Origin of the sequence: Pantoea sp. LMR881, assembly GCF_027157825.1 — a bacterium.
Lineage (GTDB): Bacteria > Pseudomonadota > Gammaproteobacteria > Enterobacterales > Enterobacteriaceae > Pantoea > Pantoea haifensis.
Map to the genome: position 1 here is coordinate 3,305,447 of NZ_JAPVOK010000002.1, position 25,782 is coordinate 3,331,228.

A 25,782-nucleotide genomic window follows, 5' to 3' on the forward strand; every position below is an offset into this window, starting at 1 on the left:
AGCAAACAAATCCGAAAAACTACAGCATTTAATTACCCGTGCCGATAGTGATAACAGGTGTAAACGTATTCACCTGAAGAAAAATTAAGCGTAAAATTAGCTGCACAATAAGAGAGGGTTTTATGATTGACGTTGAAATGGGGAACTGGAAAGAATTTATCGAATCGATGTTACGTAAGTAACCCGCAGCGATATAAGCAGGCTATTTCCCCGCTTGCTTTGATTCTGACCACACAGTAATAGAGTAAAAAGGCAGCCCGTTATGGCTGCCTTTTTTATTACCCATACTTCACGCCACAGGTGGGTTCGCTGCGTATGACAATGCCCGGGCTTGACGCCTTTTTGCATTGCGGTAAAGCAGGTTAATCATGCGGCTTTTCTCGCAGCGGGAAGCGGCGGCGCACCAGAACAAAAAACAGCGGTACAAAAAAGATGGCTAAAATCGTGGCAGAAATCATGCCGCCCATCACACCCGTGCCGACCGAATGCTGGCTCCCCGAACCTGCACCGCTGCTGATGGCCATCGGTAAGACACCAAAAATAAAGGCCAGCGATGTCATTAAGATTGGCCGCAGGCGCTGGCGCGCCGCTTCCAGCGTTGCGCTAATCAGCTCATGGCCTTTGCTGTTGATTTCGTTAGCGAACTCTACGATCAAAATGGCGTTTTTGGCCGACAAACCCACCACCGTCAGTAATCCGACCTGGAAGTAAACATCGTTCTCCAGCCCGCGTCCCCAGGTTGCAATCAAGGCGCCTACCACGCCAAGTGGCACCACCAGCATGACAGAGAAAGGAATCGACCAGCTCTCATACAGCGCCGCCAGACAGAGGAACACGACCAGCAAAGAGATCGCATAAAGCGCAGGAGCCTGCGATCCAGACAGACGTTCCTGATACGACGCACCAGACCACTGGAAGCCTACGCCGAGCGGCAGTGCATTCACCAGCTTCTCCATCTCGTCCATCGCCGTGCCGCTGCTGACACCAGAAGCGGCTTCACCCATAATCTCCAGAGAGGAATAGCCATTGTAACGCTCCAGGCGGGGTGAGCCCGTTTCCCAGCGGCTGGTCGCAAAGGCGGAGAAAGGCACCATGCTGCCGCTGCTGCTGCGGGCATACCATTTATTAATATCGCCAGGCAGCATGCGATATTCAGGCGCTGCCTGTACGTAGACTTTTTCACACGTCCACGATCGAGAAAATCATTGACGTAAGTTGAGCCCCACGCGGTGGTTAATGTATCGTTGATAGTATCAATCGACACCCCGAGCGCCTGCGCTTTGCGTTCGTCAACATCAATTTGTAGCTGCGGGCTGTCGTCCAGGCCGTTGTGGCGTACCCGTGAAAGCGCGCTGTCCTTGCCTGCCATTTCCAGCAGTTTGTCACGCATCGCCATCAGTTGCGTGTGCCCAATACCTGCGTGATCCTGCAATTGCAAATCAAAGCCCGATGAGCTGCCCATGCCGCTGATCGCGGGCGGGCTGCTGGCAATAACGCGACCTTCTTTAATCTTCTGAAACGCTTTTGTTGCGCGTTCAATAATGGCGAATGAGGTGCGATCGGCACCGGGACGATCTCCCCAGTCTTTTAAGCGAACAAACAGGCGGGCGACGTTTTGGCCGTTGCCTCCTGGCCCGGCACCGATAGTAGAAAACACCGACAGCACGTTATCCTTTTCGTGGGTCATATAATAATCTTCAACCTTTGCCACCACGCTTGAGGTTTGCTGCAAGGTTGCGCCCGCTGGCAGTTGTACCTGGGTCAAAAAGACACCGCGATCTTCCAGCGGCAGGAAGGATGTAGGCAGGCGAATAAACAAAAATGCCATCACCACAATGATGGCTAAATAGAGCAGCAGCCAGCGTCCGCTCTTTTTAACAAGCGTCCCACACCCTGTTCATAGCGAGCCGCATTGCGGTTGAAATGACGGTTGAACCAGCCAAAAAAACCACGACGCTCATGATGTTCGCCCGGCGTAACCGGCTTCAGTAGCGCAGCACACAGCGCAGGCGTCAGGATCATTGCCACCAGCACCGACAGTACCATTGCCGAAACGATGGTAATGGAAAACTGGCGATAGATCGCACCAACGGTACCGCCAAAAAATGCCATGGGGACGAACACGGCAGAGAGCACCAGCGCAATACCGACCAGGGCGCCCTGAATTTGTCCCATCGACTTTCGCGTAGCAGCGCGGGGTGATAATCCCTCTTCGCTCATCAGGCGTTCGACGTTTTCAACCACCACGATGGCATCGTCTACCAGCAGGCCAATCGCTAACACCATGGCAAACATCGTCAGGGTGTTGATGCTAAACCCACACAAATAAAGCACGCAAAAAGTCCCCAACAGCACGACGGGCACGGCGATGGTTGGGATCAACGTGGCGCGAAAATTCTGCATGAACAGGTACATGACGCCAAAAACCAGCACAACGGCTTCCAGCAGGGTTTTCACTACGTCTTCAATTGAGGCTTTAACGAAAGGTGTCGTTTCATAAGCTATTTTGGCTTCGAGGCCTTGCGGAAAATAGTGTGAAAGCTCTTCTATACGCGCACGCACCAGCGTGTCGGTATTCATCTCATTCGCGCCAGAGGCGAGCTTGATGCCTAAACCTGAAGCGGGCTGACCGTTGTAGCGGCTGAGATAATCATACTTTTCAGCCCCGAGCGCCACTTCAGCCACATCAGCCAGCGTGACCACTGAACCATCTGGATTGTTTTTTAAAGTAATGGCTTTGAACTGCTCAGGGGTTTGCAGCATCGACTGCGCATTCACCGTGGCATTTAATGCCTGTTTCTCTACCGAGGGCAGGCCGCCTACCTGGCCCACCGCGACCTGTGCGTTTTGCGATTCAATGGCACTCACGACATCATCCGTTGTGAGTGAGTAGGCGATCAGCTTGTTGGCATCGAGCCAGATACGCATGGCATATTGCGAACCATAAGCATCCACCTGTCCGACACCGTCGATGCGGCTCAGCGGATCCTGAATGTTACTGGCGACATAATCTGCAATATCCTGCTTATCCATACTGCCGTCGGTTGACACAAAAGCGACCATCAAAATATTACTGTCGCCGGTTTTATTCACCGTGACACCCTGCGACTGTACTGCCTGCGGCAGCTTGCGCAGCGCCGACTGCAACTGATTTTGTACCTGTTGGCGTGCTTCATCAGGATCGGTTCCGGCGGTAAACGTCAGGGTGATCTGTGCCTGGCCAGTATTGCTGCTGTTCGAGGACATATACATCAGGTTATCGATGCCGGTCATGTTCTGCTCGATCACCTGCGTGACGGTATTCTCCAGGGTTTCCGCTGATGCGCCGGGGTAGTTGGCAGTAATACGAACGTTAGGCGGTGCCAGATCGGGATATTGTTCAATGGGTAGCGAAATGATAGCGAGCGTGCCGCAAAGACACAGCAAAATTGCCAGTACCCAGGCAAAAATAGGACGGTCGATAAAAAAATTCGACATTGAGTCGACACTCCTCAGCAGCGTATCGTTTTTTTATTGATAAGGGCGGCGGGTAACAGAGAAGGATGAATTCACGATCTGCCGCCGTAACTTACTCTACGTGCGACAGATAAGGAAATCGTGGAGAAATTATGGAGAAAGTGTAAAACAGCCCGGCAGGTTAATTATTTCGGCTTTCCAGCCACATGACGGTGGCGGCAACCCGTGAACGCACATTCAGTTTGCGCAATAAATTGCGAATATGCACTTTCACTGTTTCTTCTGAAATATGGAGTAGCGTGGCGATCTCTTTATTAGAGAGACCGCGCGCGACTTCGTGTAACACATCCATTTCCCGCTCGGTCAGCTGGCGAAACGGGTCGGCGCTATACTGGCGAGTGGCAAGCGTATTTTCCACCGCCTCACTGAACACCCGTTCTCCCCCGGCGAGGTGCAAAATATGGTTCAACAGCAGCTCAGGTTCGCTGTCTTTCAACAGATAGCCATCGGCACCGGCATCGACCATGGCGTAAATATCTGCACGCGCATCGGAAACGGTTAACACTAAAATGCGTGAGGAAATACCTTCACGACGCAAAGCTTTCAGCGTATCGAGGCCAGACATGCCTTTCATATTCAGATCGAGCAGGATGACGTCGGGTGTCAGGCGACGCGCCTCGGCTAACGCTTCGGTGCCATTATTGGCTTCGGCTACCACTTGCAGCCGTGGCTCAAGTGCCAGCAACTGACGGATGCCACGACGCATCAGTGGATGGTCATCCACAATCATGACGGTCATCGACGTTTTTTGCATGTTTTCTCCCGGTAACGGCGGCTGCCACTTTAAATAATCGGTTTGCGGTTACGCAAGGTCACTTTATTCGAGCGGATGAGCCGGTCGCGGCGGAAAGCGCAACGCTACCTGCGTGCCGCGTTTCTGCGCACTGATGTTCAGGCTACCTGATAATCGTGCGGCGCGTTCTGCCATCGTGGTTAATCCAAAATGGCCGGGCGGCTCATCACAACTGGCGATGCCCGTGCCATCATCTGTAATTGTTAGCAAGTGCTCACCTTCAGCGGTGCGCTGGTAATCTACTGCTATCATGCGCGCATTAGCGTGACGAATGGCATTGATTAACGCTTCACGCGCGATTTGTAATACATGCACCTGCTGTTGCGCCTCAAGACTTTCCAGCCCCGGCTGGTAATCGAAACGGATCTGTACATCAACCTGCTCCTGAAGCGGCGCGATCATCGCCTGCATTGCAGCGACCAGATCGGCTTGCTCAATGGTCAGGCGAAATGTGGTCAGCAATTCTCTCAGCTGACAGCTGGCTTCGGATAGCGCACGATCAAAGTCTGCGATGATTGCATGTGCAGCGCAGTCATTTTTATCGACAGTGCGGCGTAGTAAGGTGAGTTGAATGCGTAAAAATGAGAGGGCCTGAGCCAGAGAATCATGTAATTCACGGGCAATGGTGGCGCGCTCTTCAATTAATAGCATCTGCTGATACTGTTTCTGCGTTTGCCATATCCAGATTGAGCGCCCAAATATCGACGCCAGGCTACCGGTTAATGTTTCCGGCGGATCACCCTTTTTGGTCTGCCAGCGCAGCTCACCGATCCTGTGATCTTCCTGCAGTAAAGGAATGCGCTGCCAGCAACGGGCGCGATCGCAGTGACCCGCCCGGAAAGAGTAGTTATCGCCTTCGAGATGAATAGCGGCAAGATCCTCATGTATCAGCACCTTATTTAATACTTTTTCAAACAGTGCCGGATGAAGCGGGCTGGCAGCCAGCATTTGTGAGCTTTCATATAATAAAGAGAGCGTGCGGTTAGCTTCGGTTAAATCTTCTGTTTTCGCGCGTACGGTGCTTTCCAGCAGTTGATAATGTGATTTCAGGCGTGCAGCCATGTCGCTGAAGGTTTGTGACAGAACCTTTAGTTCATTTTCCTGGGCAACAGCCAGCGGCGGGAATGAGAAATTGCCATTTTCGATATAGCGGCTGGCGGTGACCAGTGCGTTTAACGGGCGCACCACCTGCTGTCGGGTAAAGCGAATCGTCATTAAAGCCAGCGCCACAATGGCAATCACACCGATCAAACTGCTGGCGACAACCAGGTGCATTTTTAACTCAGCATAATGCTGTAAACCTAAAACAAAGCGGTCAATTTCATTGACGTAAATGGCCACTTGTTGCTGGTAGGTTACGGCTTCGCCTTGTTGCAGTTTTTGTTGTAGTTGCGGCCAGGCGTTGCGCAGCCGGTGATAGCGATTAATGACTTCGCCTGGAACCCAGGGGCGATCCAGATTTTGTAATACCGGGGCGTCCAGCGTTTGTTGATAAAGCATCAGGTGTTGCGCTAACTGATGCGACTCACGCGTTGCGTCCCATGCAAGGCGATAGCTTTGCATACGTAACGAACCGGCCAGATTAATAGCTTCAGCATCCCGCAGACTGCTGGAAAGCGTAACTAATGCAAGCCCGGTACTTAACAGCGACAGCAGCACAATGGCGGACAGGGCCTGGGCAATGCTACGCGTCACAGAACGTTTTACAATCACATTAATAACCTTGTTTTTAGCGTGGAATCATAAAGCACAGAAGCCGATGCGTTAAACAGTCTGTCCGGCTAAAAAAATAAATAATACGTTACAAGTTGCACGAAAAAAGACCAGAACTGACACTTCCCAGGATTTCGCTGCGCAAAGTGGCTAAAGATTAACCATGTTTACGCCTCACTAATGTTGGCTTTCATTGCCACACTAATAATTCAAACGGTAATTAATAAAAACGTTATTGCTGAGGAGCATCTCCATGAAAAAAACTGACCGTAGTTCTGGCCGGTGCCCTGCTAGCCACCGCCTCATTTTCAACCCTGGCCGCGACACTGGTAGATAAAGAGCAAGCGCAAAATATGCAAAGTATAGGTAATGTCTCTGTCTCCAATGTAAGAGGTTCATTTGATGACGCCACCGAACAGCTTTCACAAAAAGCAGAAGAGATGGGTGCCAGTCATTACCGTATTATCGGCGTTGAAAATCCCGGCGATTCAAGCCAGTGGACCGGCACCGCAGAGATTTATCGCTAATTTCTACCCGTTTCCATCCCTGTAGCATTTACCGGCCCGCCAATGGCCGGTTTTTTTGTGCTTTACGATCGATTCTTACAAATCAACCTGTGCGTATCCTCGGTATATTTTGCTTCGTTCACGCAGAACGGGTAGGATTCATCGCCGTAAATTCCCACGCCACGCTCTTCTCACTCACAGTTGGCGCACAGAGGAAAATAACCCCTTTCACACGGCTTAACGCAAACGTTTGTTTTGCCGTGGATTGATGGTCAGGACAAACAGGAAGGCTATGAAATCTAGTAAAAAAGCGCAGCCGAGCTACGTGCTGCGAAAAGACGCTGGCTGAACTCTCACGACACCGGCTACCAGAAAGCGATGGGTAACCGTCACGTACAAATGATTGCTATTGGCGGCGCCATTGGTACGGGGCTATTTCTTGGTGCAGGTGCCCGTTTACAAGCCGCCGGCCCTGCGCTGGCTATCATCTATTTAGTCTGTGGTATTTTTTCGTTCTTTATCTTACGTGCGTTGGGTGAGCTGGTTTTGCATCGCCCAAGCAGCGGCAGTTTTGTCTCTTACGCACGCGAATTTTTGGGCGAAAAAGCCTCCTATGTGGCGGGCTGGATGTACTTCGTTAACTGGGCCATGACCGGTATTGTGGATATCACCGCAGTTGCACTCTATATGCACTACTGGGGCGCATTTGGTGATGTACCGCAATGGGTGTTTGCCCTCGGCGCGTTAGCCATTGTTGGCACCATGAATATGATCGGTGTTAAGTGGTTCGCTGAAATGGAATTCTGGTTCGCCCTGGTCAAAGTATTGGCGATAGCCCTGTTTTTGGTGGTGGGCGTAGTGTTCCTCGGCACGGGCAAACCGCTCGACGGCAATACCACCGGCTTCCATTTGATTACCGATAACGGCGGACTGTTCCCGCACGGCTTGTTGCCTGCACTGGTGTTGATTCAGGGGGTAGTATTCGCCTTTGCCTCGATTGAACTGGTTGGTACAGCGGCAGGAGAGTGTAAGGATCCGCAAACCATGCTGCCCAAAGCGATCAATAGCGTGATCTGGCGTATCGGCTTGTTCTATGTCGGTTCGGTGGTGCTGCTGGTCATGCTGCTGCCGTGGAATGCTTATCAGGCAGGGCAGAGCCCGTTCGTTACCTTCTTCTCAAAGCTGGGCGTACCTTATATTGGCAGCATCATGAATATCGTGGTGCTGAGTGCCGCGCTCTCCAGCCTGAACTCGGGTCTCTACTCAACCGGTCGTATTCTGCGTTCGATGTCGATGGGGGATCAGCACCAAAATTCATGTCGAAGATGAGTAGCCAGCAAGTTCCGTATGCCGGTATCCTGGTGACTATCGGGGTTTATGTGATTGGTGTGGTGCTCAACTACTACGTGCCATCACAGGTATTTGAAATCGTGCTGAATGTTGCATCGCTGGGCATCATTTCTTCCTGGGCCTTTATCGTGGTGTGCCAGTTACGCCTGCGTAAAGCGATCAAAGAAGGTAAAGCCGATGATGTCAGCTTTAAGCTGCCAGGCGCACCATTTACCTCATGGTTGACGCTGCTGTTCCTCGCCAGTGTGCTGGTGTTGATGGCGTTTGATTATCCAAACGGCACCTATACCATCGCCTCGATTCCACTAATCGCCGTGATTTTGGTGCTGGGTTGGTTCGGTGTGCGTAAACGGGTCAACGCTGTTGCGCAGACAGAACACGATCATCTGCATACTCACGATGATGATGCGCAGCCAGCCAAACTGGCGGATGAACCCTCGCATTAATTTGTCTTAAAATCCGCTAAAGCCAGCCTTCGCGCTGGCTTTTTTCTTTCTGCCTACCCCGTTCCGTTACCCTTTGATCCACCTTCGGGAAATACTCCCTTCGAGTGATATATCCCTGTAGTTTGTCGGGCTATTTTACGCGCCATCACTCTATGACTCAGACGAGGGCGCGATGACGCTGTCACGCAGGGGATTTTTAACCGGACAAAGGCAAAATATGCCGGACGGTTTCCCATTACCCTGGTGGCTGCATCAACCCGGCTGTGATGGCTGTGGCCGCTGTGTAAATGCATGTGATACGCAAATCATCGTCCTTCAAACATTACCTTTCATCGATTTTTCCCACGGCGAATGCACCTTTTGCGCTGCCTGTGCGGATATTTGCCCACAACCGCTGTTCGCGCCGCGTGACACACAACCCTGGAGACTCAGCATCAAAATTGATGACCGCTGCGTGGCTTTTCAGGGCGTGAACTGCCGCAGCTGTCAGGAAAGCTGTGAGCAACAAGCCATCACTTTTCATTTCAATTGGTTGGGCGTCGCGCAGCCGAAAATCCACCCCGAAAACTGCACCGGTTGTGGCGCCTGTCTCGCGCCTTGCCCGGTCTCTGCAACAGGATTACAGCATGGATGATCGCACTTGCTGGCACGTGTGTGGCCTGGTGATCCAGGCGCGAGCAGCGGATTTTCCGGCAGTTCAGTCAGCATTACTGGTGCTGGATGACGCTGATATTGCCGCAGCATCACATGAAAAAGGCACGCTGGCCGTGACGTTGGGCGCACCCGACGCAGCCAGCTTGCTGAGGAATATTGAGTCAACGCGAGACATTCCCGGCGTGTTGGCTGTTTCGCTGGTGTATCACCAGCAGGATGAAGGGCAGGAACAGTGTAAGGAAGTCTCATGAGTTTAAGTCGTCGTGATTTTATGAAAGCCAATGCGGCGGCGGCCGCCGCAATCGCAGCGGGTTTAACCATTCCGACCGTAACGCAAGCCACACCGGGTATGGGTGAGCCGATTCGCTGGGAAAAAGCCCCGTGCCGCTTTTGCGGGACGGGATGTGGTGTGCTGGTCGGCACGCAAAATGGTCGCGTCGTGGCCTCACAAGGCGATCCGCAAGCAGAAGTGAACCGGGGCCTGAACTGCATAAAAGGCTATTTTCTGCCGAAAATTATGTACGGAAAAGATCGCCTGACGCAGCCGCTGTTACGTATGACGGAGGGACGCTATGACAAGAACGGTGAGTTTGCGCCGGTTAGCTGGGATCAGGCGTTTGACATCATGGAAGAGAAGTTCAAAGCCGCACTTAAGGCCAAAGGGCCTGATGCCGTCGGCATGTTCGGTTCAGGTCAATGGACGGTCTGGGAAGGTTATGCTGCCTCTAAATTAATGAAGGCGGGTTTTCGCACCAATAATCTCGATCCCAATGCGCGGCACTGCATGGCATCGGCGGTGGTCGGCTTTATGCGCACTTTTGGCATGGATGAGCCGATGGGCTGCTATGACGATATCGAACAGGCCGACGCATTTGTACTCTGGGGCTCGAACATGGCAGAGATGCACCCCATTCTCTGGTCACGCCTGACGGCACGTCGGTTAAGTCATGACAATGTTAAGGTGGCCGTGCTGTCAACCTATCGTCATCGCAGCTTTGAGCTGGCTGATAACGCCATTGTCTTCACGCCACAAACCGATTTAGTGATCCTTAACTTTATCGCCAACTACATCATTCAAAATAACAAGGTTGATAAAGCATTTTTGGCGCGCCACGTCACGCTACGCAAAGGCGTAACGGACATTGGCTACGGTTTGCGTCCTACAGATCCCCGCCAGCGTTCCGCGAAGAATCCAGACAGTGGTGAATCAACGCCGATCACCTTTGACGCCTTTGCACAGCACGTTGCGGAATATACTGTCGAAAAAGCCAGCCAGATGAGCGGGGTAGAGCAGGATCAGCTGCTGGCGCTGGCCGAGCTATACGCCGACCCGAACGTAAAAGTGGTCTCGTTCTGGACGATGGGCTTCAACCAGCACACGCGTGGCGTGTGGGCCAACAACCTTTGCTACAACCTGCATTTACTGACCGGCAAGATTTCCCGTCCGGGCACCGGTCCGTTCTCTCTGACAGGCCAGCCTTCGGCCTGCGGCACAGCGCGTGAAGTCGGCACTTTTTCTCACCGCTTGCCTGCCGACATGGTAGTGAATAACGACAAGCACCGCGCAAAGGCTGAGGCGTTGTGGAAACTGCCAGACGGGACGCTTCCAGCGAAAGTCGGTCTGCATGCGGTGGCGCAAGATCGTGCGCTGAAAGATGGCAAAATCAATGCCTACTGGGTGATGTGTAATAACAACATGCAGGCGGGGCCGAATCTTACCCAGGAACGTATGCCAGGCTGGCGCGATCCGCAGAATTTCATTGTGGTCTCTGATCCTTACCCTACCATCAGCGCGCTCTCTGCCGATCTGATCCTGCCAACCGCAATGTGGGTAGAAAAAGAGGGCGCATACGGCAACGCTGAGCGCCGTACCCAGTTCTGGCATCAGCAGGTCAAAGCACCAGGGGATGCGAAATCCGATCTGTGGCAATTAGTGACCTTTTCCAAACGCTTCAAAGTAGAAGAGGTCTGGCCGGAAGCATTGCTGGCGCAGCAGCCAGAACTGAGCGGTAAGACCTTGTATGACGTGCTCTATGCCAACGGTCAGGTTGATCGCTATCCGCTGAGCGAAGTGGCAGACGATCGCCTGAATGATGAGGCGCGTGAGTTTGGCTTCTATCTGCAAAAGGGTCTGTTTGAAGAGTACGCCAGCTTTGGCCGGGGCCACGGGCACGATCTGGCACCGTTTGATCTTTATCATCAGGAACGTGGTCTGCGCTGGCCAGTGGTTAACGGCAAAGAGACGCGCTGGCGCTATCGTGAAGGCCATGACAGCTATGTCAAAGCGGGAGAAAGTGTGCGTTTTTACGGCCAGCCGGACGGCAAGGCGGTGATCTTTGCTCTGCCTTATGAACCACCTGCCGAACAACCGGATCAGGAATTTGATCTCTGGTTCTGCACCGGTCGCGTGCTGGAGCACTGGCACACCGGCACCATGACGCGCCGCGTACCGGAATTACATCGCGCCGTGCCGCAGGCTCTGCTCTATATCCATCCACTTGATGCTAAAGCGCGCGGCTTACGCCGGGGCGAGAAAGTCCGCGTGGTGTCGCGCCGGGGTGAAACCATTGCTAACGTCGAAACCCGGGGACGTAACCAGCCGCCGCAAGGGCTGGTGTTTATGCCGTTTTTTGACGCTGGCGTGCTGGCTAACAACATCACGCTGGATGCGACCGATCCGCTCTCAAAGCAGACCGATTATAAAAAATGCGCGGTTAAGCTGATTAAAATTTAAGGCAGGATGCAATGAAACCGATCATTACGCTGATTACCCTTGCTGCCCTGATGCTGGGCGGCACCGTCTGGGCCAATAAAAGCGCCGATCTGTCGGCGTCGCCTGAGGTGAGCGCCGCGCAACATGGCGCCATTTTCCAGCCAAAGCAGCAGAGCCGAATGCCGCTGAATTATGTCAATCAACCGCCGTTGATTCCGCACAGCGTTGAGGGCTATCAGGTGACAAAAAATGTGAATCGCTGCCTGCAATGTCACGGTACGCAAAGCTATCTGACCACTGGTGCGCCGCGCGTCAGCCCAACGCATTTCACCGATCGTGATGGCAACGTCAGCAGCAGCGTTTCACCACGCCGCTACTTCTGTTTACAGTGCCACGCACCGCAAACTGACGCTAAGCCTATTGTTGAAAACAGCTTCCGGCCAGCCGCCGGTTTTGGTCAGTGAGGCGACGATGAAACAGCGAATAATACGGTTATGGCGCTGGTGGCGACGCCCGAGTCGCCTGGCGCTTGGCACCTTGCTTTTGCTTGGTTTTGGCGCGGGCATTCTTTTTTGGGGCGGTTTTAATACTGGCATGGAGATGACCAACCGCGAGGAGTTTTGTATTGGCTGTCATGAAATGCGCAACAATGTTTATCAGGAATACCAGCAGACGGTACATTACACCAACCGCAGCGGCGTACGCGCTACCTGTCCGGATTGCCATGTGCCGCATGAGTGGGGCCCGAAAATGCTGCGTAAAATTGAAGCCAGTAAAGAAGTCTACGCCAAAATTTTCGGCCTGGTGGATACGCCGCAAAAGTTCGAAGAGCACCGTATTGAACTGGCGCGTAACGAGTGGCGCAGGATGAAAAACAATAATTCTCAGGCGTGCCGCAACTGTCACAATTTTGAATATATGGACTTCACACAGCAAAAAACGGTCGCATCAAAAATGCACGCCAAAGCGGTGGAAACCGGGCAAACCTGTATCGACTGTCATAAAGGTATTGCACACCACTTGCCTGATATGAAAGATGAGCCAAACGGTTTTTAATCCGCGAAACGCACCAGAAAAATCCGGTGCGTTTCGTTAATTCGGATAGTTTTCCCGCTCACATCCTCCTACTATGACAGGCTCCCTTCAAGACGTAGCGGAGATATCATGTCGTTTAAGATCAATATCATTAAAGATAAGTTGCTGTCAGAAAACTGGTTTGTTTTACGCAACTTCACCTACGAAATCACCGATCATAAAGGCGATGTGCTGCGCCATAAACGCGAAGTTTACGATCGCGGCAATGGTGCCACGATCCTGCTCTATAACCGTGTAAAAAACAGTGTCGTGCTGACGCGCCAGTTCCGAATCGCAACCTACGTGAATGGTAATGAAAGCGGCATGCTAATCGAAGCCTGTGCCGGGTTGCTTGATGATGATTCGCCAGAAGATTGCATTCGCAAAGAAGCCATTGAAGAGACCGGCTATGCGATTGGCGAAGTCGAAAAATTGTATGAATGCTACATGTCACCTGGCGGCGTGACTGAGTTGATTCACTTCTTTGCAGCCGAGTATAACGAATCCCTGCGTGACAACGCGGGCGGTGGGGTTGAGGATGAATCCATCGACGTCCTGGAGATGACATTCCCTGAAGCACTGGCAATGGTAAAAGATGGGCGTATTCGTGATGGCAAAACCATTATGTTGCTGCAACATGCGCAGTTGGCAGGATGGCTGAAAGCCTGAGTGCCCGTAAAATTTGCCTGCCTGCCTGCCTGCCTGCCTGCCTGCCGTTGTTGGTTACGTTTAACAGTTTGTTCAGGATTGCATCGCGCTGTTTATAAACGGCGCGTTTCATCACGCTTTATGTCATATATTTCGCGCGAAATACCTCATTAAAAAATGGTGCTAACCTCTTGTACTGCTGGATAAAATTTGTCCGATAAATCCGATTGAGCCAGAACCGTGCGCATCTGATGATTGTTTTCTATGCTTCACCTTTTGTGATTGCACACGATGATGACGGCTTTTTAAGCAGTTAATTGCGCTTTCCGGGCGGGGTCACAATTTCCGATCTTCGTCGGGGGCGTCGTTGCGCTATCATCTCTACTCTAAATACTTAGGGATCGGTTTTCTTAATGCCTTACTGGACGAAATCGCTGTTTGGGTTGTCTTTTCTTTGTGTTGCTACTGTGCAGGCCGAGCCACTGCAAAAGTCATTTTCTGACTGGCAGATGACCTGTAACAACGCGGCATTTTGCGTGGCACGCAATATTCCGGGCGACAACGGATTAGTGATGACGATTTCGCGCCATGCCGGGGTGAACGATCGCCCGTTGCTGCGTATCGACTACGGCAGCGCCTACAGCGGCGAGTTGCCTGGCGGTAATCTGAAAGACAACCTGCTAATTGATCAGCGTCGTCTCAAACCCGACCTGAAGCACTGGACAGTAGAACCGCATCATCTTGCTACCAGCAATGCTATCGCCATTGATGAATTTCTCGATCTGGTGATGGAGGCTAAAACTCTGCAACTCACCTACGATCCCAACGCCATGATTTCTCTGCGGGGTATGAAAGCTGCGCTGTTACTGATGGATGACGTGCAAGGGCGGGTCAACGGCATGAGCGCCTGGATCAAGCGTGGCGATCGTGCCAGTTGGGACGTGCCGCCCCAGCCGGTCTTACCGCAACTGCCTGTGGTACCGTCGCAACCGGCTGCGCTGACGCAGGAAGAGACCAGCGGCCTGATCGATTTCGGCACATGGCGCGTGAATACTGATTCCTGTTCGCTCGATCCTATGCGGCGCGAAGTGAGCGTCTCGCCACTGACCGATCATAAGGCCTTGCTGCTGGTGAGTTGTGAAATGGGCGCTTATAACGTTATCGATTTAGCGTTTGAAGTGACCCGAACGCCGCCTTACGTCGCCCGGGGCTTAAGCCTGACGCTACCCTTTACGCCACCTGCCACCACGGAACGTCAGTTAGAGCTGATTAATGCGGAATATGATGCCTCGACCGGACTGCTTTATACCTTCAGCAAAGGGCGCGGCTTAGGCGACTGCGGCACGGCAACGCGCTGGCAGTTTAACGGCAACAACTTTGTGCTGGCGGAGTATGCACAAGAGTCGACGTGCGATGCCTGGCACAGCAGCGATGACTGGCCCACTCTGTGGGTGAGCCAGTCAGGCACCGCAGCCCAGCAGCGTTAGCGCATCGCCTGCACCATCATCGGTGAACCGATCTGATTACCCACCAGTTCAGCCAGCATATTATTGACGCCGTCACTCATGGCGGTGAAGCGGGTCAGCGGTGAGCGCGTCACAACGACAAAAACTCCCACGTTGTACTGCGGCACCATCGCCAGATAGGTGATGAACCCACCGCCGCCGCCCGTTTTTTGAATAATACCTGGACGGCCCGCTTTCGGTGCCATGTAAACCCATCCCATGCCTAATGCGTCAGCCTTGCCCGGCACATCCATGCCTTCCACTTTATGAAGCTGATCGCGACGATAAATCAGCGTTTGCAGCCGATCGGCCTGCGGTGTGCGCTGGCTCACTGCGGAATTCAGAAACTGCTGCATCCAGCGGCTCATATCATCTGGCGTAGAATAGACGCCCCCGCTGCCAATCGCAGCCAGGGTGTTGTTACACGGACTGGCACCTTTTTCTGCCACCATCAGACGACCACACTGCTCGGGTGACGGCGTAAACGTAGTGTCTTTCATCCCCAGAGGACGGGTAATCAACTGCTGGAGCAGCGCCGGATAGGGCTTGCCCGCCGCACGCGATAACGCATCACCCAGCAAATCGTAGCCGAGGTTGGAATAGGCGGCATCAGTGCCAGGTGTGGCTTTTAAGTTAGCGCGAGAAAGCCATTCCCAGCGTTCGCTGCGCGTTGGCCAGATAAATACCGGGCGATGCGGTTTACCGCCAGGCTGCTCACGCGGCAGGCCGCTGGTATGGGTAGAAAGGTTAATTAGCCGAATCGGCTGACCGTTGTAGTCAGGAACGCGTGTGCCGGGCGGGGCATATTTGCTCAGTGGGTCGTCAAGGCGAATTACCCCGCGCTCAGCCATTTTTACCATCACTTCGCTGGTCATTAGCTTGCTGAGCGAGGCGATACGAATCAGTGAATCTTTTTGCGGCCGGACATTGTTACCGGGGCGGGTTTCGCCAAAGCTGGTAAAAACGCGCTGATTGCCATCAATAGCGACCAGTGCCATGCCGGTTGCGCCGCTGCCATAAAAGATATGTTCAGCATAGCGATCAACGATTTGCGACGAGAGAAGCGGATCGGGCGCTATTTGCGCCATGGTTTTTAACGGAAGCAGAGAAACTATTAAGGCCAGTAAAGAAGGTATGCGCATTTTCAACGTGGGTGAGTTCGCTGTAAGGGTCAGAGGAAAACTATAGTAATCAGTTTGCCTTTGAGGTGAAGAGGGGAAATGGGATTTTTTTCTGCCGTATATCGCGGCTTAACGTGGCTCTTCCCACAGAAATGAAAAAGAGCCAACGCACGACACTCGCTTGAGTCACGTTTCCGCATAGCCGATGGTTGAGCGTTCCTGTTGTATCCTGAACCTGACGTGAACGGGACGGTCGTGCTGAAAACCTATAAATATAAAGCAACGATGTTTAATCGCTGGCGGGTATAAATAAGCACTCGATATGTTTGGATGTTAATTTCTCACAGATTAATGAAGATTTTAGCCATCTTAATTTTTCTTATTAAGAGGTGTTTTCTCTTTTGATATCAAAGATGTGATTTTGGTTTCTCGTTTTTTTCATTAAATTATAGTTTGTTCTTTTTTAAGGGAATAATCGTTTTAAACTGCTCATTTTTTTTGTCTAATGTCGTTGTTTCTTGACGGGATGTTTATATTTTCATCTTTAAGTCTTTAACTAAACGAGTAAATAAAATGAATGAAAGTTTAAAATTATTGCCACGGCAATTTATTGCCACCACGACTGCTTCTGTGGTTTTACTGTTTTCAACCTCTGTACTTGCTATTGACGGTACTGTTAATTTTACCGGTGAAATCGTCGATACTGCCTGCACAGTAGATATAGGAAGTAGCAACACGATGACGGTGAATTTAGGTAAAGTGGCTAAAAGTTCCTTTACGGGGGTGGGTTCTGTCGCGGCTACCACTAAATTCATGATGATTCTTAAATCTTGTCCGAGCAGTGTGACCAACGCGACAGTGAAATTCGACGGCAATGCTTTCAATGGTGATAATAGAGTTTTGGCGCTCAACAGCGGAACGGGCGTCGCAACAGGCGTCGCCGTTCAGCTTTCAGATCATAATCAACTTGTACTGCCTTTGTTCTCTGCTTCCAGCAATATTTCTTTGTCTGAAGGCGTAAATAACATACCGTTTTTAGCTCGCTATATTCAAATGGCCTCCACCGTTACCGCAGGCCCGGCAAATGCCGTTGCTCAATTTACATTGAATTATAACTAACCCAATGATTATTGAGGAGGCGGGCTGTGTGACGACAGCCCGAAGAATCTTTTAAGGTTTAAAATGAAAATAACATGTAAATCATTGCTAATGGGATTGCTCATTTCATTGAGTGCGAATTACGTCAGTGCTGGCATAATTGTTGGCGGTACGCGGGTCATTTATGATGGCGGTAAGAAAGAAGCCTCATTAAGTATTAGTAACCCTGACAGTATTCCCTATCTTATTCAGTCATGGGTTGAAACACAAAAAGGCGATAATGAAAAAACGCCTTTTATTATTACGCCGCCGCTTTATCGCCTGGATCAAAAACAGCAAAATGTTATGCGAATTGTTCTGACAGGAATATTGCCTGAAAATAAAGAGTCAATGTATTGGCTCAACATTAAATCCATTCCCGCAACAGAGAAAAAAGAGAACACGTTACAAGTGGCGGTGAAAACACGTATTAAACTGATTTATCGGCCGGATGCTTTGAAAGTCATCTCTTTGGACGATGTAGCAGGAAAACTGACCTGGCAAAAATCCGGGGATCAAATCCTGGTGACGAACCCGACAAGCTATTACATAAACTTCAATGAAATTACCGTTGCAGGAATGAAAATAGCTGAACCTACCTATGTTTCACCCGGCGGTGAAGCGCGCTTTAAATTGCCGACAGGCATCACCTCAGGGCCGGTCATGTATAAAATCATTAATGACTTTGGCGGAATAAGCATGGCTTATCAAGGGTCTATTTGATTCTTTATGGGCACTGAAAGTTGCACTCAGATCAGGACGTTGTTGCAACGTATGTGTACAATAAGGAAGTACAGACTTTATGAATATAACAAAACAAACTCATGTATTTGTATTAAGCTCACTTGCTACTCTCATTACGTTGACGATCTCTGGTACGGTGCATTTAGCGCATGCGCGAGACTATTTTAATCCGGCGTTACTGGAGCTGGATAATCCAGTGACACACGAGATCGATCTCTCTTTCTTTGAAAAAGGCTCTCAGGCACCAGGGAAATACCGCGTTGATATTATTATTAATAACCAGATGGTAGATACGCGTGAGATTGAATTTTTCGCGGCGGGTAATGATCAAGCACTCATTAAACCCTGTCTTTCAACAGAATTATTGCAAAGTTACGGTATAAAGACTGCGCTTTTTCCTGCACTGAATAAAGGAGGCGATTGCGCTAATATTACCGCTATTCCGCAGGCAACAGCAGATTTTCTGTTTTCAGCACAAAAGCTGATATTAAGCATTCCGCAGGCTGCATTATCTTCTCAGCCACGTGGCTATGTTGCGCCTGAAATGTGGAGCGAAGGCGTGAATGCTGTTTTATTAAACTATAGCGTTAGTGCTAATAATAGCTGGGATCGTAGTGGTAACTCAGCAGACAGCAACAGCCAGTATGCAAATTTGCGCCCCGGCATAAATCTTGGCGCATGGCGCATACGCAATTATTCCACCTGGAACCGTGATATTTACGGTGAGTCCCGATGGGATTCAATTTATACCTATGCCCAACGCAATATCATTGCGCTAAAAAGCCAGTTGACGTTGGGGGACAGTTCATCGCCCTCCGAAGTCTTTGACAGCATTCCGTTTCGCGGTGGTCAACTGGCTTCTGATGATGAAATGATGCCAGACAGTCTGAAAGGTTACGCACCCGTTGTGCGCGGTATTGCGCGAACAAATGCGCAAGTGATTATTCGCCAGAACGGTTACACCATTTACCAAAGCTATGTTGCGGCGGGCGCGTTTGAAATTACTGATATGTATCCCACTGGCGGCTCGGGTGACCTCAATGTCACGATTAAAGAAGCCGACGGCAGCGAGCAAAACTTTTTAGTGCCCTTTGCCTCTATACCTGTCTTACAGCGCGAGGGGCGGCTCAAATACAGTATCACGGGCGGTCAGTATCGCGCCTATAACAGCCGCATAGATAAAACACCGATTGGTCAGGGGACGGCGATTTATGGGCTTCCCAACGGGTTTACAATTTATGGCGGCCTCCAGTCTTCCAGCAAATATCAATCGCTGGCCCTGGGCGTGGGTAAAAACATGGGGGGATTGGCGCACTCTCTACTGATGTCACGCAAGCCTGGTCTCGTCCACACTATCTGGATAAGACAAGAGGAGAGTCATGGCGAATACGATACAGCAAAAATTTTACCGCCAGCGGCACGAATTTTGCTATTGCAGGCTATCGCTATTCAACAGCGGGCTATTACGGCATGCAGGAAGTACTGAATTCCTATGGTGACATCAATGCACTGCAAGAGCGCCGCCGTAACCGCACCGAATTAACCGTTAGCCAGACCCTGGGTTCTGCCTATGGAGCAGTAACGGGAAGTGCAGTCCGGGAAGATTACTGGCAAACAAACAAGCGCATGGAATCTTACGGCCTGAGTTATAACAACTCATGGCAGGGAATTTCTTTTGGCGTCAACTACACCTACAGCAAAAATTCCTACGGCACAGGCAGGAGCAGCAAAAGATATGACAAGGACCAGATCTTTGCACTGAATGTCAGCGTACCGCTGGCGCGTTTTCTGGCTAACAGCTGGGCGAACTACAACCTCAGCACCAGCAAGCAAGGAAATACCACCCATACGGTTGGCGTTAGCGGCCTCGCGTTGGCGGGTAATGCACTAAGCTGGAATGCGCAACAAGGTTACGGCACCCGTCAAAGCGGGCACAGCGGTAATCTAAACGCAACGTATAGAGGAACCTACGCTGAAGTCACGGCGGGCTACAGTTATGATAAAAATAGCCAACGAATAAACTACGGCCTGAACGGCGGTATTATCGCGCATGCTGATGGCGTAACGTTTGCGCAACCTTTTGGCGAAACTATCGCGCTGGTAAAAGCACCGGGCGCAAAAGCGGTAAGTGTAACTAATCAAACCGGTGCCAGAACGGATTTCCGGGGTTACACCGTTGTCAGTAATGTCTCACCTTATCGTAAAAATGATATCTCACTTGATACTGAAACTCTCGCTGATGATGTAGAACTGCAGTTGACCACGAAAAGTGTTATTCCAACTCGTGGCGCGATAGCCCTGGCAGAATACCGTGCAAATGTGGGGCATCGTATCATTATGACACTGACGCGTTTGAATGGTCAGCCAGTGCCATTTGGCGCGATGGCAACAGTGAATGGCGTGACGCAACAAATGTCTGTTGTGGGTGACAATGGTCAAATTTATCTTTCAGGCTTAAAGCCTGAAGGGGAAATAACGTTGCGCTGGGGAAAAGATAACAGTGGCGTTTGTCAGGCTAAATATGTACTGGACAGAACAAAATCGGGTGTGCAATTGCTTTCAGGAAAATGTCTGTAATGAAAAAAATAATGCTATTGTTTTTAACTTTAGTCTCGTCACCCTTATTTGCTGGTGTATGTAACGGGCAAAATTCACTGGCCTTTACCATTCCTACATTAGTCATTCAGCGGGATACTCCTGTAGGGGCGGAGTTATTTAGAATGCGTTCTCCTGATGCTGTGCGTTTTATATGTAGTGGTGATCCTGAACCTCGTCATCAGGTAGGAATACTCGTAACGGGGAGTTCAGTCGGGAATTCAATATACGGCAAAATTTATCCTACAGGTTTTCCGGGTGTAGGCTATTCAATTGGGGTAGGCGGCTATGCAGCCGATACGTATGTTAACGATGTTAATGTTTTTCCTGGATTTCCCGATTCAGCTGTCCATTATGAGGAAAAGGGAAAATTTATAGGTGGAGGGAATGTCACATTACATTCAACGATTATTTTTTATAAAACAGGTCCAACGGATTCTGGCAGAGTTGCTCGAGTGGATGTTGGCAGTTTTATGAGCCTGTTAACAGATGTTAATAACAGCGGAAACATAAATCACAGTCTGATAACCCTAAATTCATTTAATGTCAGAACCGTAGCCTGTTCAATAACAACCCCTGCTTTGATCTTCCCTTTAGGCAATGTTCCAGTGACTTCTTTCGGTTCTACAATAGGATTTAGCCCTCCTGCCAGTAATACACAAGATTTAGGTTTGAACTGTGATGCTGATGCAAATGTTTATGTTCAGATTATGGGCAGGCAACATCCAGACTTACCCGATGCCCCAACGGTAATGGCACTGGATAACCAGGGAGAAAAAGGAACTGCGTCTGGTGTCGGGATTCGTTTGTATTATAACGGCCAGCCTTATCCAGTGAATAAAAAGGTATATTTAAAAAAGATGGCAGGCGGCCAGGAAAGTTTACCTTTAACAGCGCGCTACATTCAGACAAAACCAGTCGTGCAAGCCGGCGTTGCGAATGCTTCTGCAACGTTAGTGCTGACTTATCAGTAATATTTCATCTTTTAACAGAGGTTCGGGTAAATAAAAATGGGAAATAAATTATTGCCTTTAGCCTGTGCTCTGGCAGGGGGCTATTTACCGCAGATGTTTGTCTGGCAGACAGCGTGAATATCAATGTGAGCGGAAGAATAACGGCTTCTCCCTGTGTCGTTTCTGAAGAGAGAGTCAGTGTTGATTTAGGCCAAACCCTTCAGGCATCTTCTCTGGCTTCATCGGGTGCGGGCTCGGCAATGGTTCCTTTTCAGCTCAGGCTGATTAATTGTCCAGCGGGAACGACCAGCGTTACCGCGCGTTTTTCGGGCCAGGCAGATCCTCAATCACCGCAGCGTTGGAAAAATATCGCGCGCTCTCCTGCGTCTAATACAGCGGTGGAAATTACTGAACGCTCGTCAAATACGCTGGTCAGCAATGGTTCCACGTTAATCTCGTTTATCGCATCGGGAAGTAACAGCACTCAATTTAATCTTCAGGCTCGCGCCTATTCTGCATTAGGTTCGGCTACGCCTGGTGATATTTCATCTGTTATCACTGCGACGTTTGAATATCAGTAACTCAGTCCAGTAAGGAATATATTATGCCTAAATATCGTTACCTCGCTGGTTTGCCATTCTGCCTCATGGTCTGCATGACCGATGCCAGCGAAATAAGCCTGACGGGCAAAGTCATCGCGAATCCGTGTATTGTTGATACCAATACGCGCAGCAAACAGGTTGAGTTGCCTAAAGGCCAGATACGCCGTTTAGCCACCGCAGGAACGGGAGGGAGTGGGTCGACTTCCAGTTACAGTTAAATGAATGTCCCGCCTATTTAACCCAGGCGACGGTGAATTTCTCAGGTACGCCCGACAATAACGACAGCAAGGCTTTTAAAAATAACGGCACCAGCAAGAACATTGCATTACAACTTAAAGCGCAAGATACCCTCTATGGTAACGGAATGTCTCTCCAGTCACCTATTGATGCAAAAACCCATAAAGCCTATTTTCCGCTTTCAGCGCGTATGTATACCCCAACAGGCGGGGCAAGCAGTGGCACCTTTAATTCAGTGGTGAATTTAACGTTTACTTACCAGTGAAACAGGCGTGAGAGCGTAATGGCCCTTCTCACAGAGGTGAGAAGGGCCAACGCATTACACCGGCTTGAGTAACGTTTCCGCATGGGCAACGATGTTTTCAATCGTGAAGCCAAATTCGGTAAACAGTTTGCTGGCAGGCGCAGATTCGCCGAAGGTGGTCATACCGACAATGGCACCATCAAGGCCCACGTACTTAAACCAGTAATCAGCGATACCCGCTTCAACCGCAACACGTGCTTTCACCGTTGATGGCAACACCGATTCACGATAGGCCCTGTCTTGCGCATCAAACAGATCGGTCGATGGCAGCGAGACCACGCGCACTTTGTGCCCGCCAGTCGTCAGCTTCTCTGCCGCGCCCAGTGTAATTTCCATTTCTGAACCGGTGGCGATCAGGATCACTTCCGGCGTACCGTCGCAATCTTTCAGCACATAGCCGCCGCGCGCGATATTTTCAATCTGCGCCTGTGTGCGTTCCGGCTGTGCCAGATTCTGACGTGAAAGAATCAACGCGGTAGGTCCGTGATGACGCTCAACGGCGGCTTTCCACGCCACGGCGGTTTCTACCTGATCGCAGGGACGCCAGACGCTCATGTTTGGCGTCAAACGCAGGCTGGCGAGCTGCTCTACCGGCTGGTGCGTCGGGCCATCTTCGCCCAGTCCAATTGAGTCATGGGTATAAACCATAATATGACGCGCCTTCATCAGCGCCGCCATACGGGCCGCATTACGGGCATATTCGACAAACATCAAGAAAGTCGCGGTGTAAGGGACAAAGCCACCATGATGTGCAATGCCGTTAGCGATGGCTGTCATACCGAATTCACGTACACCGTAGTGAATATAGTTACCGGCCGGATCTTCTTTAATCGGCGTGGAGCCTGACCAGATAGTCAGGTTGCTTGGCGCAAGGTCAGCGGAGCCGCCCAAAAACTCTGGCAACATTTTGCCGTAGTATTCCAGCGTGTTTTGCGAGGCTTTGCGGCTGGCGATTTTTTGCGGATTCGCCTGCAGTTCGGCAATGAATTTCGCCGTGTCAGTTTCCCAGGTTGAGGGCATTTCACCGTTCATGCGCCGCAAATATTCCTGCGCCAGTTCCGGGTGAGCCTGCTTATAGGCTTCCAGCCTGGCGTCCCAGGCTTTTTCGCGCTCAGCACCCGCTTCCTTTGCATCCCACTGCTGATAAATTTCACCGGGGATCTCAAACGGTGGATAATGCCAGTCGAGCTTTTTACGCGTTAATGCCACTTCTTCTTCGCCCAGCGCCGCGCCGTGCGCTTCTTCTTTACCGGCTTTATTCGGCGAGCCAAAGCCGATAACAGTGCGGCAAATAATCAGCGACGGTTTATCAGTGACGCTTTGTGCCTCTTTGATCGCCTGGCTAACCGCTTCAGGATCGTGTCCGTCGATGTCGCCAATCACATGCCAGTTATAGGCTTCAAAACGTTTGTGGGTATCATCGGTAAACCAGCCTTCGATTTCACCGTCAATGGAAATACCGTTGTGATCGTAGAAACCGATCAGTTTGCCCAGACCCAGGGTGCCTGCCAGTGAGCAGACTTCATGAGAGATACCCTCCATCAGGCAACCGTCACCCATAAACACGTAGGTAAAGTGGTCGATGATTTCATGATCCGGACGGTTGAACTGGGCAGCCAGCGTACGTTCAGCAATGGCTAAACCCACCGCGTTGGCCAGGCCCTGACCGAGTGGACCGGTGGTGGTTTCTACGCCTGGCGTATAACCAATTTCCGGGTGGCCTGGCGTTTTTGAATGCAACTGACGGAAGTTTTTTAGCTCTTCCATCGGCAGGTCGTAGCCGGTCAGGTGCAGCAGGCTATACAGCAGCATTGAGCCGTGGCCGTTAGACAGAATAAAACGGTCACGATCGAGCCACGCGGGGTTGGTTGGGTTATGTTTCAGGAAGTCGCGCCATAACACTTCGGCGATATCTGCCATACCCATCGGTGCGCCGGGATGGCCTGAGTTTGCTTTTTGTACCGCATCCATACTTAATGCACGAATCGCGTTCGCCAACTCTCTGCGTGATGACATAGGGTTCTCCCTTGTTAACTCTGTGGATGGGAAATCTCCCATCCATCAATAAAATGTTTAAAACTACAGTCGGGCGGAAAGAACATCTTCCAGTTTCTGCTGATCAACAGCGAACTGACGAATACCTTCAGACAGTTTTTCTACCGCCATCGGATCCTGGTTGTGTTCCCAGCGGAACTCCGCTTCTGACAGTGAAGCGGGTTGATGGAAGCCTTCAGTGGAAGGTTCCAGCTTACGTTCTACCGGCGCATCGCTGTTTTGCAGCTCTTCCAGCAGATTTGGTGAAAGGGTCAGACGATCGCAGCCCGCCAGCGCCAGAACCTGTTCTACTTTACGGAAGCTGGCACCCATGATGACGGTGTTATAACGATGCTTTTGTAGTAGTCATAAATACGACGCACAGATTTCACGCCTGGATCTTCATCAACCACATACGGATCCATTGGTTTGCGCGTGTTGTACCAGTCATAAATACGCCCCACGAACGGCGAAATCAGGAACACGCCCGCTTCCGCACAGGCACGCGCCTGAGCAAAAGAGAAAAGCAGCGTCAGGTTACAGTTGATGCCGTTTTTCTCCAGCTCTTCTGCCGCGCGGATCCCTTCCCAGGTCGAGGCCAGTTTGATCAGAATACGTGAGCGATCGATACCGTGCTCTTCGTACAGGCGAACCAGCTTTTCCGCTTTAGTGACACACATGCCACGATCGAAAGAGAGGCGCGCATCTACTTCGGTCGAAACACGGCCTGGTATGCTTTTCAGAATTTCCATACCGAGGTTGATCGCCACTTTGTCGCTGGCGTTAATAATTTGCGTCTCTTTGCTGCCACCTTGTTTTTTGGCGTATTCAATGGCGTCGTCAATCAGATGTTTGTAGGCGTCGAGACTGGAAGCTTTGAGAATGAGGGAAGGGTTGGTAGTGGCGTCCTGGGGGTGATAATGACGAATCGATTCAATGTCGCCACTGTCCGCCACCACGGTGGTGAACTGTTTAAGGGCTTCTAGCTGGTTCATCTCTAAACTCCTTGAATAAAAACATTAAAGCGAAAAGGAACACCTTGAGCCTTGCAGGGCTGCTTCCGGTAACGCGGACCCATCACATTGCAACAGAGACTTTCATATGAAAATGCGGATTCTCTGATTGTTGCCGTGGAGA

At 50.8% G+C, this 25,782-nt stretch carries 18 protein-coding genes and 5 pseudogenes; 17 read left to right on the top strand and 6 right to left on the bottom strand.

The features are described 5' to 3' along the window. Positions 1-122 precede the first annotated feature (122 nt). Positions 123-182: a protein YpfM gene (gene ypfM, locus O3W44_RS25015; RefSeq protein WP_442954672.1), complete on the top strand. Its 60-nt coding sequence runs from the start codon at positions 123-125 to the stop codon at positions 180-182. 180 nt (positions 183-362) lie between these two features. On the opposite strand, the pseudogene acrD reads toward ypfM, so the two are convergent. The 3 genes and pseudogenes from acrD to narQ form a co-directional block, all read right to left on the bottom strand. Beyond that, a pseudogene (gene acrD / locus O3W44_RS17430) lies at positions 363-3,477 on the bottom strand (multidrug efflux RND transporter permease AcrD). 160 nt (positions 3,478-3,637) lie between these two features. After that, positions 3,638-4,270: a response regulator gene (locus O3W44_RS17435; protein WP_269294029.1), complete on the bottom strand. Its 633-nt coding sequence runs from the start codon at positions 4,268-4,270 to the stop codon at positions 3,638-3,640. A 63-nt stretch (positions 4,271-4,333) separates the two neighbouring features. Further along, positions 4,334-6,022 (bottom strand): nitrate/nitrite two-component system sensor histidine kinase NarQ, encoded by a 1,689-nt coding sequence (gene narQ, locus O3W44_RS17440; protein WP_269294031.1) that lies wholly within the window; start codon positions 6,020-6,022, stop codon positions 4,334-4,336. A gap of 263 nt (positions 6,023-6,285) precedes the next feature. Here narQ and O3W44_RS17445 point away from each other — a divergent pair, with 263 nt between their 5' ends. The 9 genes and pseudogenes from O3W44_RS17445 to O3W44_RS17485 all read left to right on the top strand — a co-directional run bounded on the left by O3W44_RS17445 (position 6,286) and on the right by O3W44_RS17485 (position 14,900). Next, complete coding sequence (locus O3W44_RS17445) at positions 6,286-6,549, top strand: YdgH/BhsA/McbA-like domain containing protein (protein WP_269294478.1); 264 nt, start codon at positions 6,286-6,288, stop codon at positions 6,547-6,549. Between the two features lie 357 nt (positions 6,550-6,906). After that, positions 6,907-8,324: pseudogene (gene ansP, locus O3W44_RS17450) on the top strand (L-asparagine permease). 217 nt (positions 8,325-8,541) lie between these two features. After that, on the top strand, positions 8,542-8,958 hold the full coding sequence (napF, locus tag O3W44_RS17455; RefSeq protein ID WP_269294479.1) for a ferredoxin-type protein NapF: 417 nt from the start codon (positions 8,542-8,544) through the stop codon (positions 8,956-8,958). Beyond that, entirely contained in the window at positions 8,951-9,229 is a 279-nt protein-coding gene (locus tag O3W44_RS17460) for a chaperone NapD (protein ID WP_269294032.1), read from the top strand. The genes napF and O3W44_RS17460 overlap by 8 nt, the downstream gene beginning before the upstream one ends. Next, on the top strand, positions 9,226-11,712 hold the full coding sequence (napA, locus tag O3W44_RS17465) for a nitrate reductase catalytic subunit NapA (protein WP_269294033.1): 2,487 nt from the start codon (positions 9,226-9,228) through the stop codon (positions 11,710-11,712). The genes O3W44_RS17460 and napA overlap by 4 nt, the downstream gene beginning before the upstream one ends. 11 nt (positions 11,713-11,723) lie before the next feature. Beyond that, on the top strand, positions 11,724-12,155 hold the full coding sequence (gene napB, locus O3W44_RS17470) for a nitrate reductase cytochrome c-type subunit (RefSeq protein ID WP_269294034.1): 432 nt from the start codon (positions 11,724-11,726) through the stop codon (positions 12,153-12,155). A gap of 7 nt (positions 12,156-12,162) precedes the next feature. Next, positions 12,163-12,747 carry a cytochrome c-type protein NapC gene (gene napC, locus O3W44_RS17475; protein ID WP_269294036.1) on the top strand — a complete coding sequence of 195 codons (585 nt, stop codon included), beginning with the start codon at positions 12,163-12,165 and terminating at the stop codon, positions 12,745-12,747. 108 nt (positions 12,748-12,855) lie between these two features. Further along, positions 12,856-13,434 carry a GDP-mannose pyrophosphatase NudK gene (gene nudK / locus O3W44_RS17480; RefSeq protein WP_269294037.1) on the top strand — a complete coding sequence of 193 codons (579 nt, stop codon included), beginning with the start codon at positions 12,856-12,858 and terminating at the stop codon, positions 13,432-13,434. A 392-nt stretch (positions 13,435-13,826) separates the two neighbouring features. After that, positions 13,827-14,900 carry a DUF1176 domain-containing protein gene (locus O3W44_RS17485; RefSeq protein ID WP_269294038.1) on the top strand — a complete coding sequence of 358 codons (1,074 nt, stop codon included), beginning with the start codon at positions 13,827-13,829 and terminating at the stop codon, positions 14,898-14,900. Here O3W44_RS17485 and ampH read toward each other — a convergent pair. Beyond that, a complete protein-coding gene (gene ampH / locus O3W44_RS17490) occupies positions 14,897-16,060 on the bottom strand; it encodes a D-alanyl-D-alanine-carboxypeptidase/endopeptidase AmpH (protein ID WP_269294039.1) in 1,164 nt (387 codons plus the stop codon). The genes O3W44_RS17485 and ampH overlap by 4 nt on opposite strands. Before the next feature lie 552 nt (positions 16,061-16,612). Here ampH and O3W44_RS17495 point away from each other — a divergent pair. The 7 genes and pseudogenes from O3W44_RS17495 to O3W44_RS17525 form a co-directional block, all read left to right on the top strand. Continuing rightward, positions 16,613-17,158, top strand: coding sequence for a fimbrial protein (locus tag O3W44_RS17495; protein WP_269294040.1), 546 nt, complete (start codon positions 16,613-16,615; stop codon positions 17,156-17,158). A 63-nt stretch (positions 17,159-17,221) separates the two neighbouring features. Continuing rightward, entirely contained in the window at positions 17,222-17,899 is a 678-nt protein-coding gene (locus O3W44_RS17500) for a fimbrial biogenesis chaperone (protein ID WP_442954650.1), read from the top strand. A gap of 79 nt (positions 17,900-17,978) precedes the next feature. Next, a pseudogene (locus tag O3W44_RS17505) lies at positions 17,979-20,497 on the top strand (fimbria/pilus outer membrane usher protein). Then, positions 20,497-21,489 (top strand): fimbrial protein, encoded by a 993-nt coding sequence (locus tag O3W44_RS17510; protein ID WP_269294042.1) that lies wholly within the window; start codon positions 20,497-20,499, stop codon positions 21,487-21,489. Before O3W44_RS17505 ends, O3W44_RS17510 begins: the two are co-directional and overlap by 1 nt. Positions 21,490-21,602: 113 nt before the next feature. Continuing rightward, positions 21,603-22,049, top strand: coding sequence for a fimbrial protein (locus tag O3W44_RS17515; protein ID WP_269294043.1), 447 nt, complete (start codon positions 21,603-21,605; stop codon positions 22,047-22,049). Positions 22,050-22,072: 23 nt separating this feature from the next. Further along, positions 22,073-22,288 (top strand): hypothetical protein, encoded by a 216-nt coding sequence (locus O3W44_RS17520; protein WP_269294044.1) that lies wholly within the window; start codon positions 22,073-22,075, stop codon positions 22,286-22,288. 17 nt (positions 22,289-22,305) lie between these two features. Then, positions 22,306-22,572 (top strand): annotated as a pseudogene (locus tag O3W44_RS17525) (fimbrial protein); the annotation flags it as partial. A gap of 54 nt (positions 22,573-22,626) precedes the next feature. Here the strand turns inward: O3W44_RS17525 and tkt are convergent. Next, a complete protein-coding gene (tkt, locus tag O3W44_RS17530) occupies positions 22,627-24,627 on the bottom strand; it encodes a transketolase (protein WP_269294045.1) in 2,001 nt (666 codons plus the stop codon). A 63-nt stretch (positions 24,628-24,690) separates the two neighbouring features. Further along, positions 24,691-25,640, bottom strand: a pseudogene (gene tal, locus O3W44_RS17535) (transaldolase). Positions 25,641-25,782 lie beyond the last annotated feature (142 nt).

Bases quoted from the DNA above. Each gene is read 5' to 3' on its own strand.
- O3W44_RS17435 (WP_269294029.1), bottom strand. From the start codon at position 4,270: ATGCAAAAAACGTCGATGACCGTCATGATTGTGGATGACCATCCACTG.
- napF (WP_269294479.1), top strand. From the start codon at position 8,542: ATGCCGGACGGTTTCCCATTACCCTGGTGGCTGCATCAACCCGGCTGT.
- O3W44_RS17460 (WP_269294032.1), top strand. From the start codon at position 8,951: ATGGATGATCGCACTTGCTGGCACGTGTGTGGCCTGGTGATCCAGGCG.
- napA (WP_269294033.1), top strand. From the start codon at position 9,226: ATGAGTTTAAGTCGTCGTGATTTTATGAAAGCCAATGCGGCGGCGGCC.
- napB (WP_269294034.1), top strand. From the start codon at position 11,724: ATGAAACCGATCATTACGCTGATTACCCTTGCTGCCCTGATGCTGGGC.
- napC (WP_269294036.1), top strand. From the start codon at position 12,163: ATGAAACAGCGAATAATACGGTTATGGCGCTGGTGGCGACGCCCGAGT.
- nudK (WP_269294037.1), top strand. From the start codon at position 12,856: ATGTCGTTTAAGATCAATATCATTAAAGATAAGTTGCTGTCAGAAAAC.
- O3W44_RS17485 (WP_269294038.1), top strand. From the start codon at position 13,827: ATGCCTTACTGGACGAAATCGCTGTTTGGGTTGTCTTTTCTTTGTGTT.
- ampH (WP_269294039.1), bottom strand. From the start codon at position 16,060: ATGCGCATACCTTCTTTACTGGCCTTAATAGTTTCTCTGCTTCCGTTA.
- O3W44_RS17495 (WP_269294040.1), top strand. From the start codon at position 16,613: ATGAATGAAAGTTTAAAATTATTGCCACGGCAATTTATTGCCACCACG.
- O3W44_RS17500 (WP_442954650.1), top strand. From the start codon at position 17,222: ATGAAAATAACATGTAAATCATTGCTAATGGGATTGCTCATTTCATTG.
- O3W44_RS17510 (WP_269294042.1), top strand. From the start codon at position 20,497: ATGAAAAAAATAATGCTATTGTTTTTAACTTTAGTCTCGTCACCCTTA.
- O3W44_RS17520 (WP_269294044.1), top strand. From the start codon at position 22,073: ATGCCTAAATATCGTTACCTCGCTGGTTTGCCATTCTGCCTCATGGTC.
- tkt (WP_269294045.1), bottom strand. From the start codon at position 24,627: ATGTCATCACGCAGAGAGTTGGCGAACGCGATTCGTGCATTAAGTATG.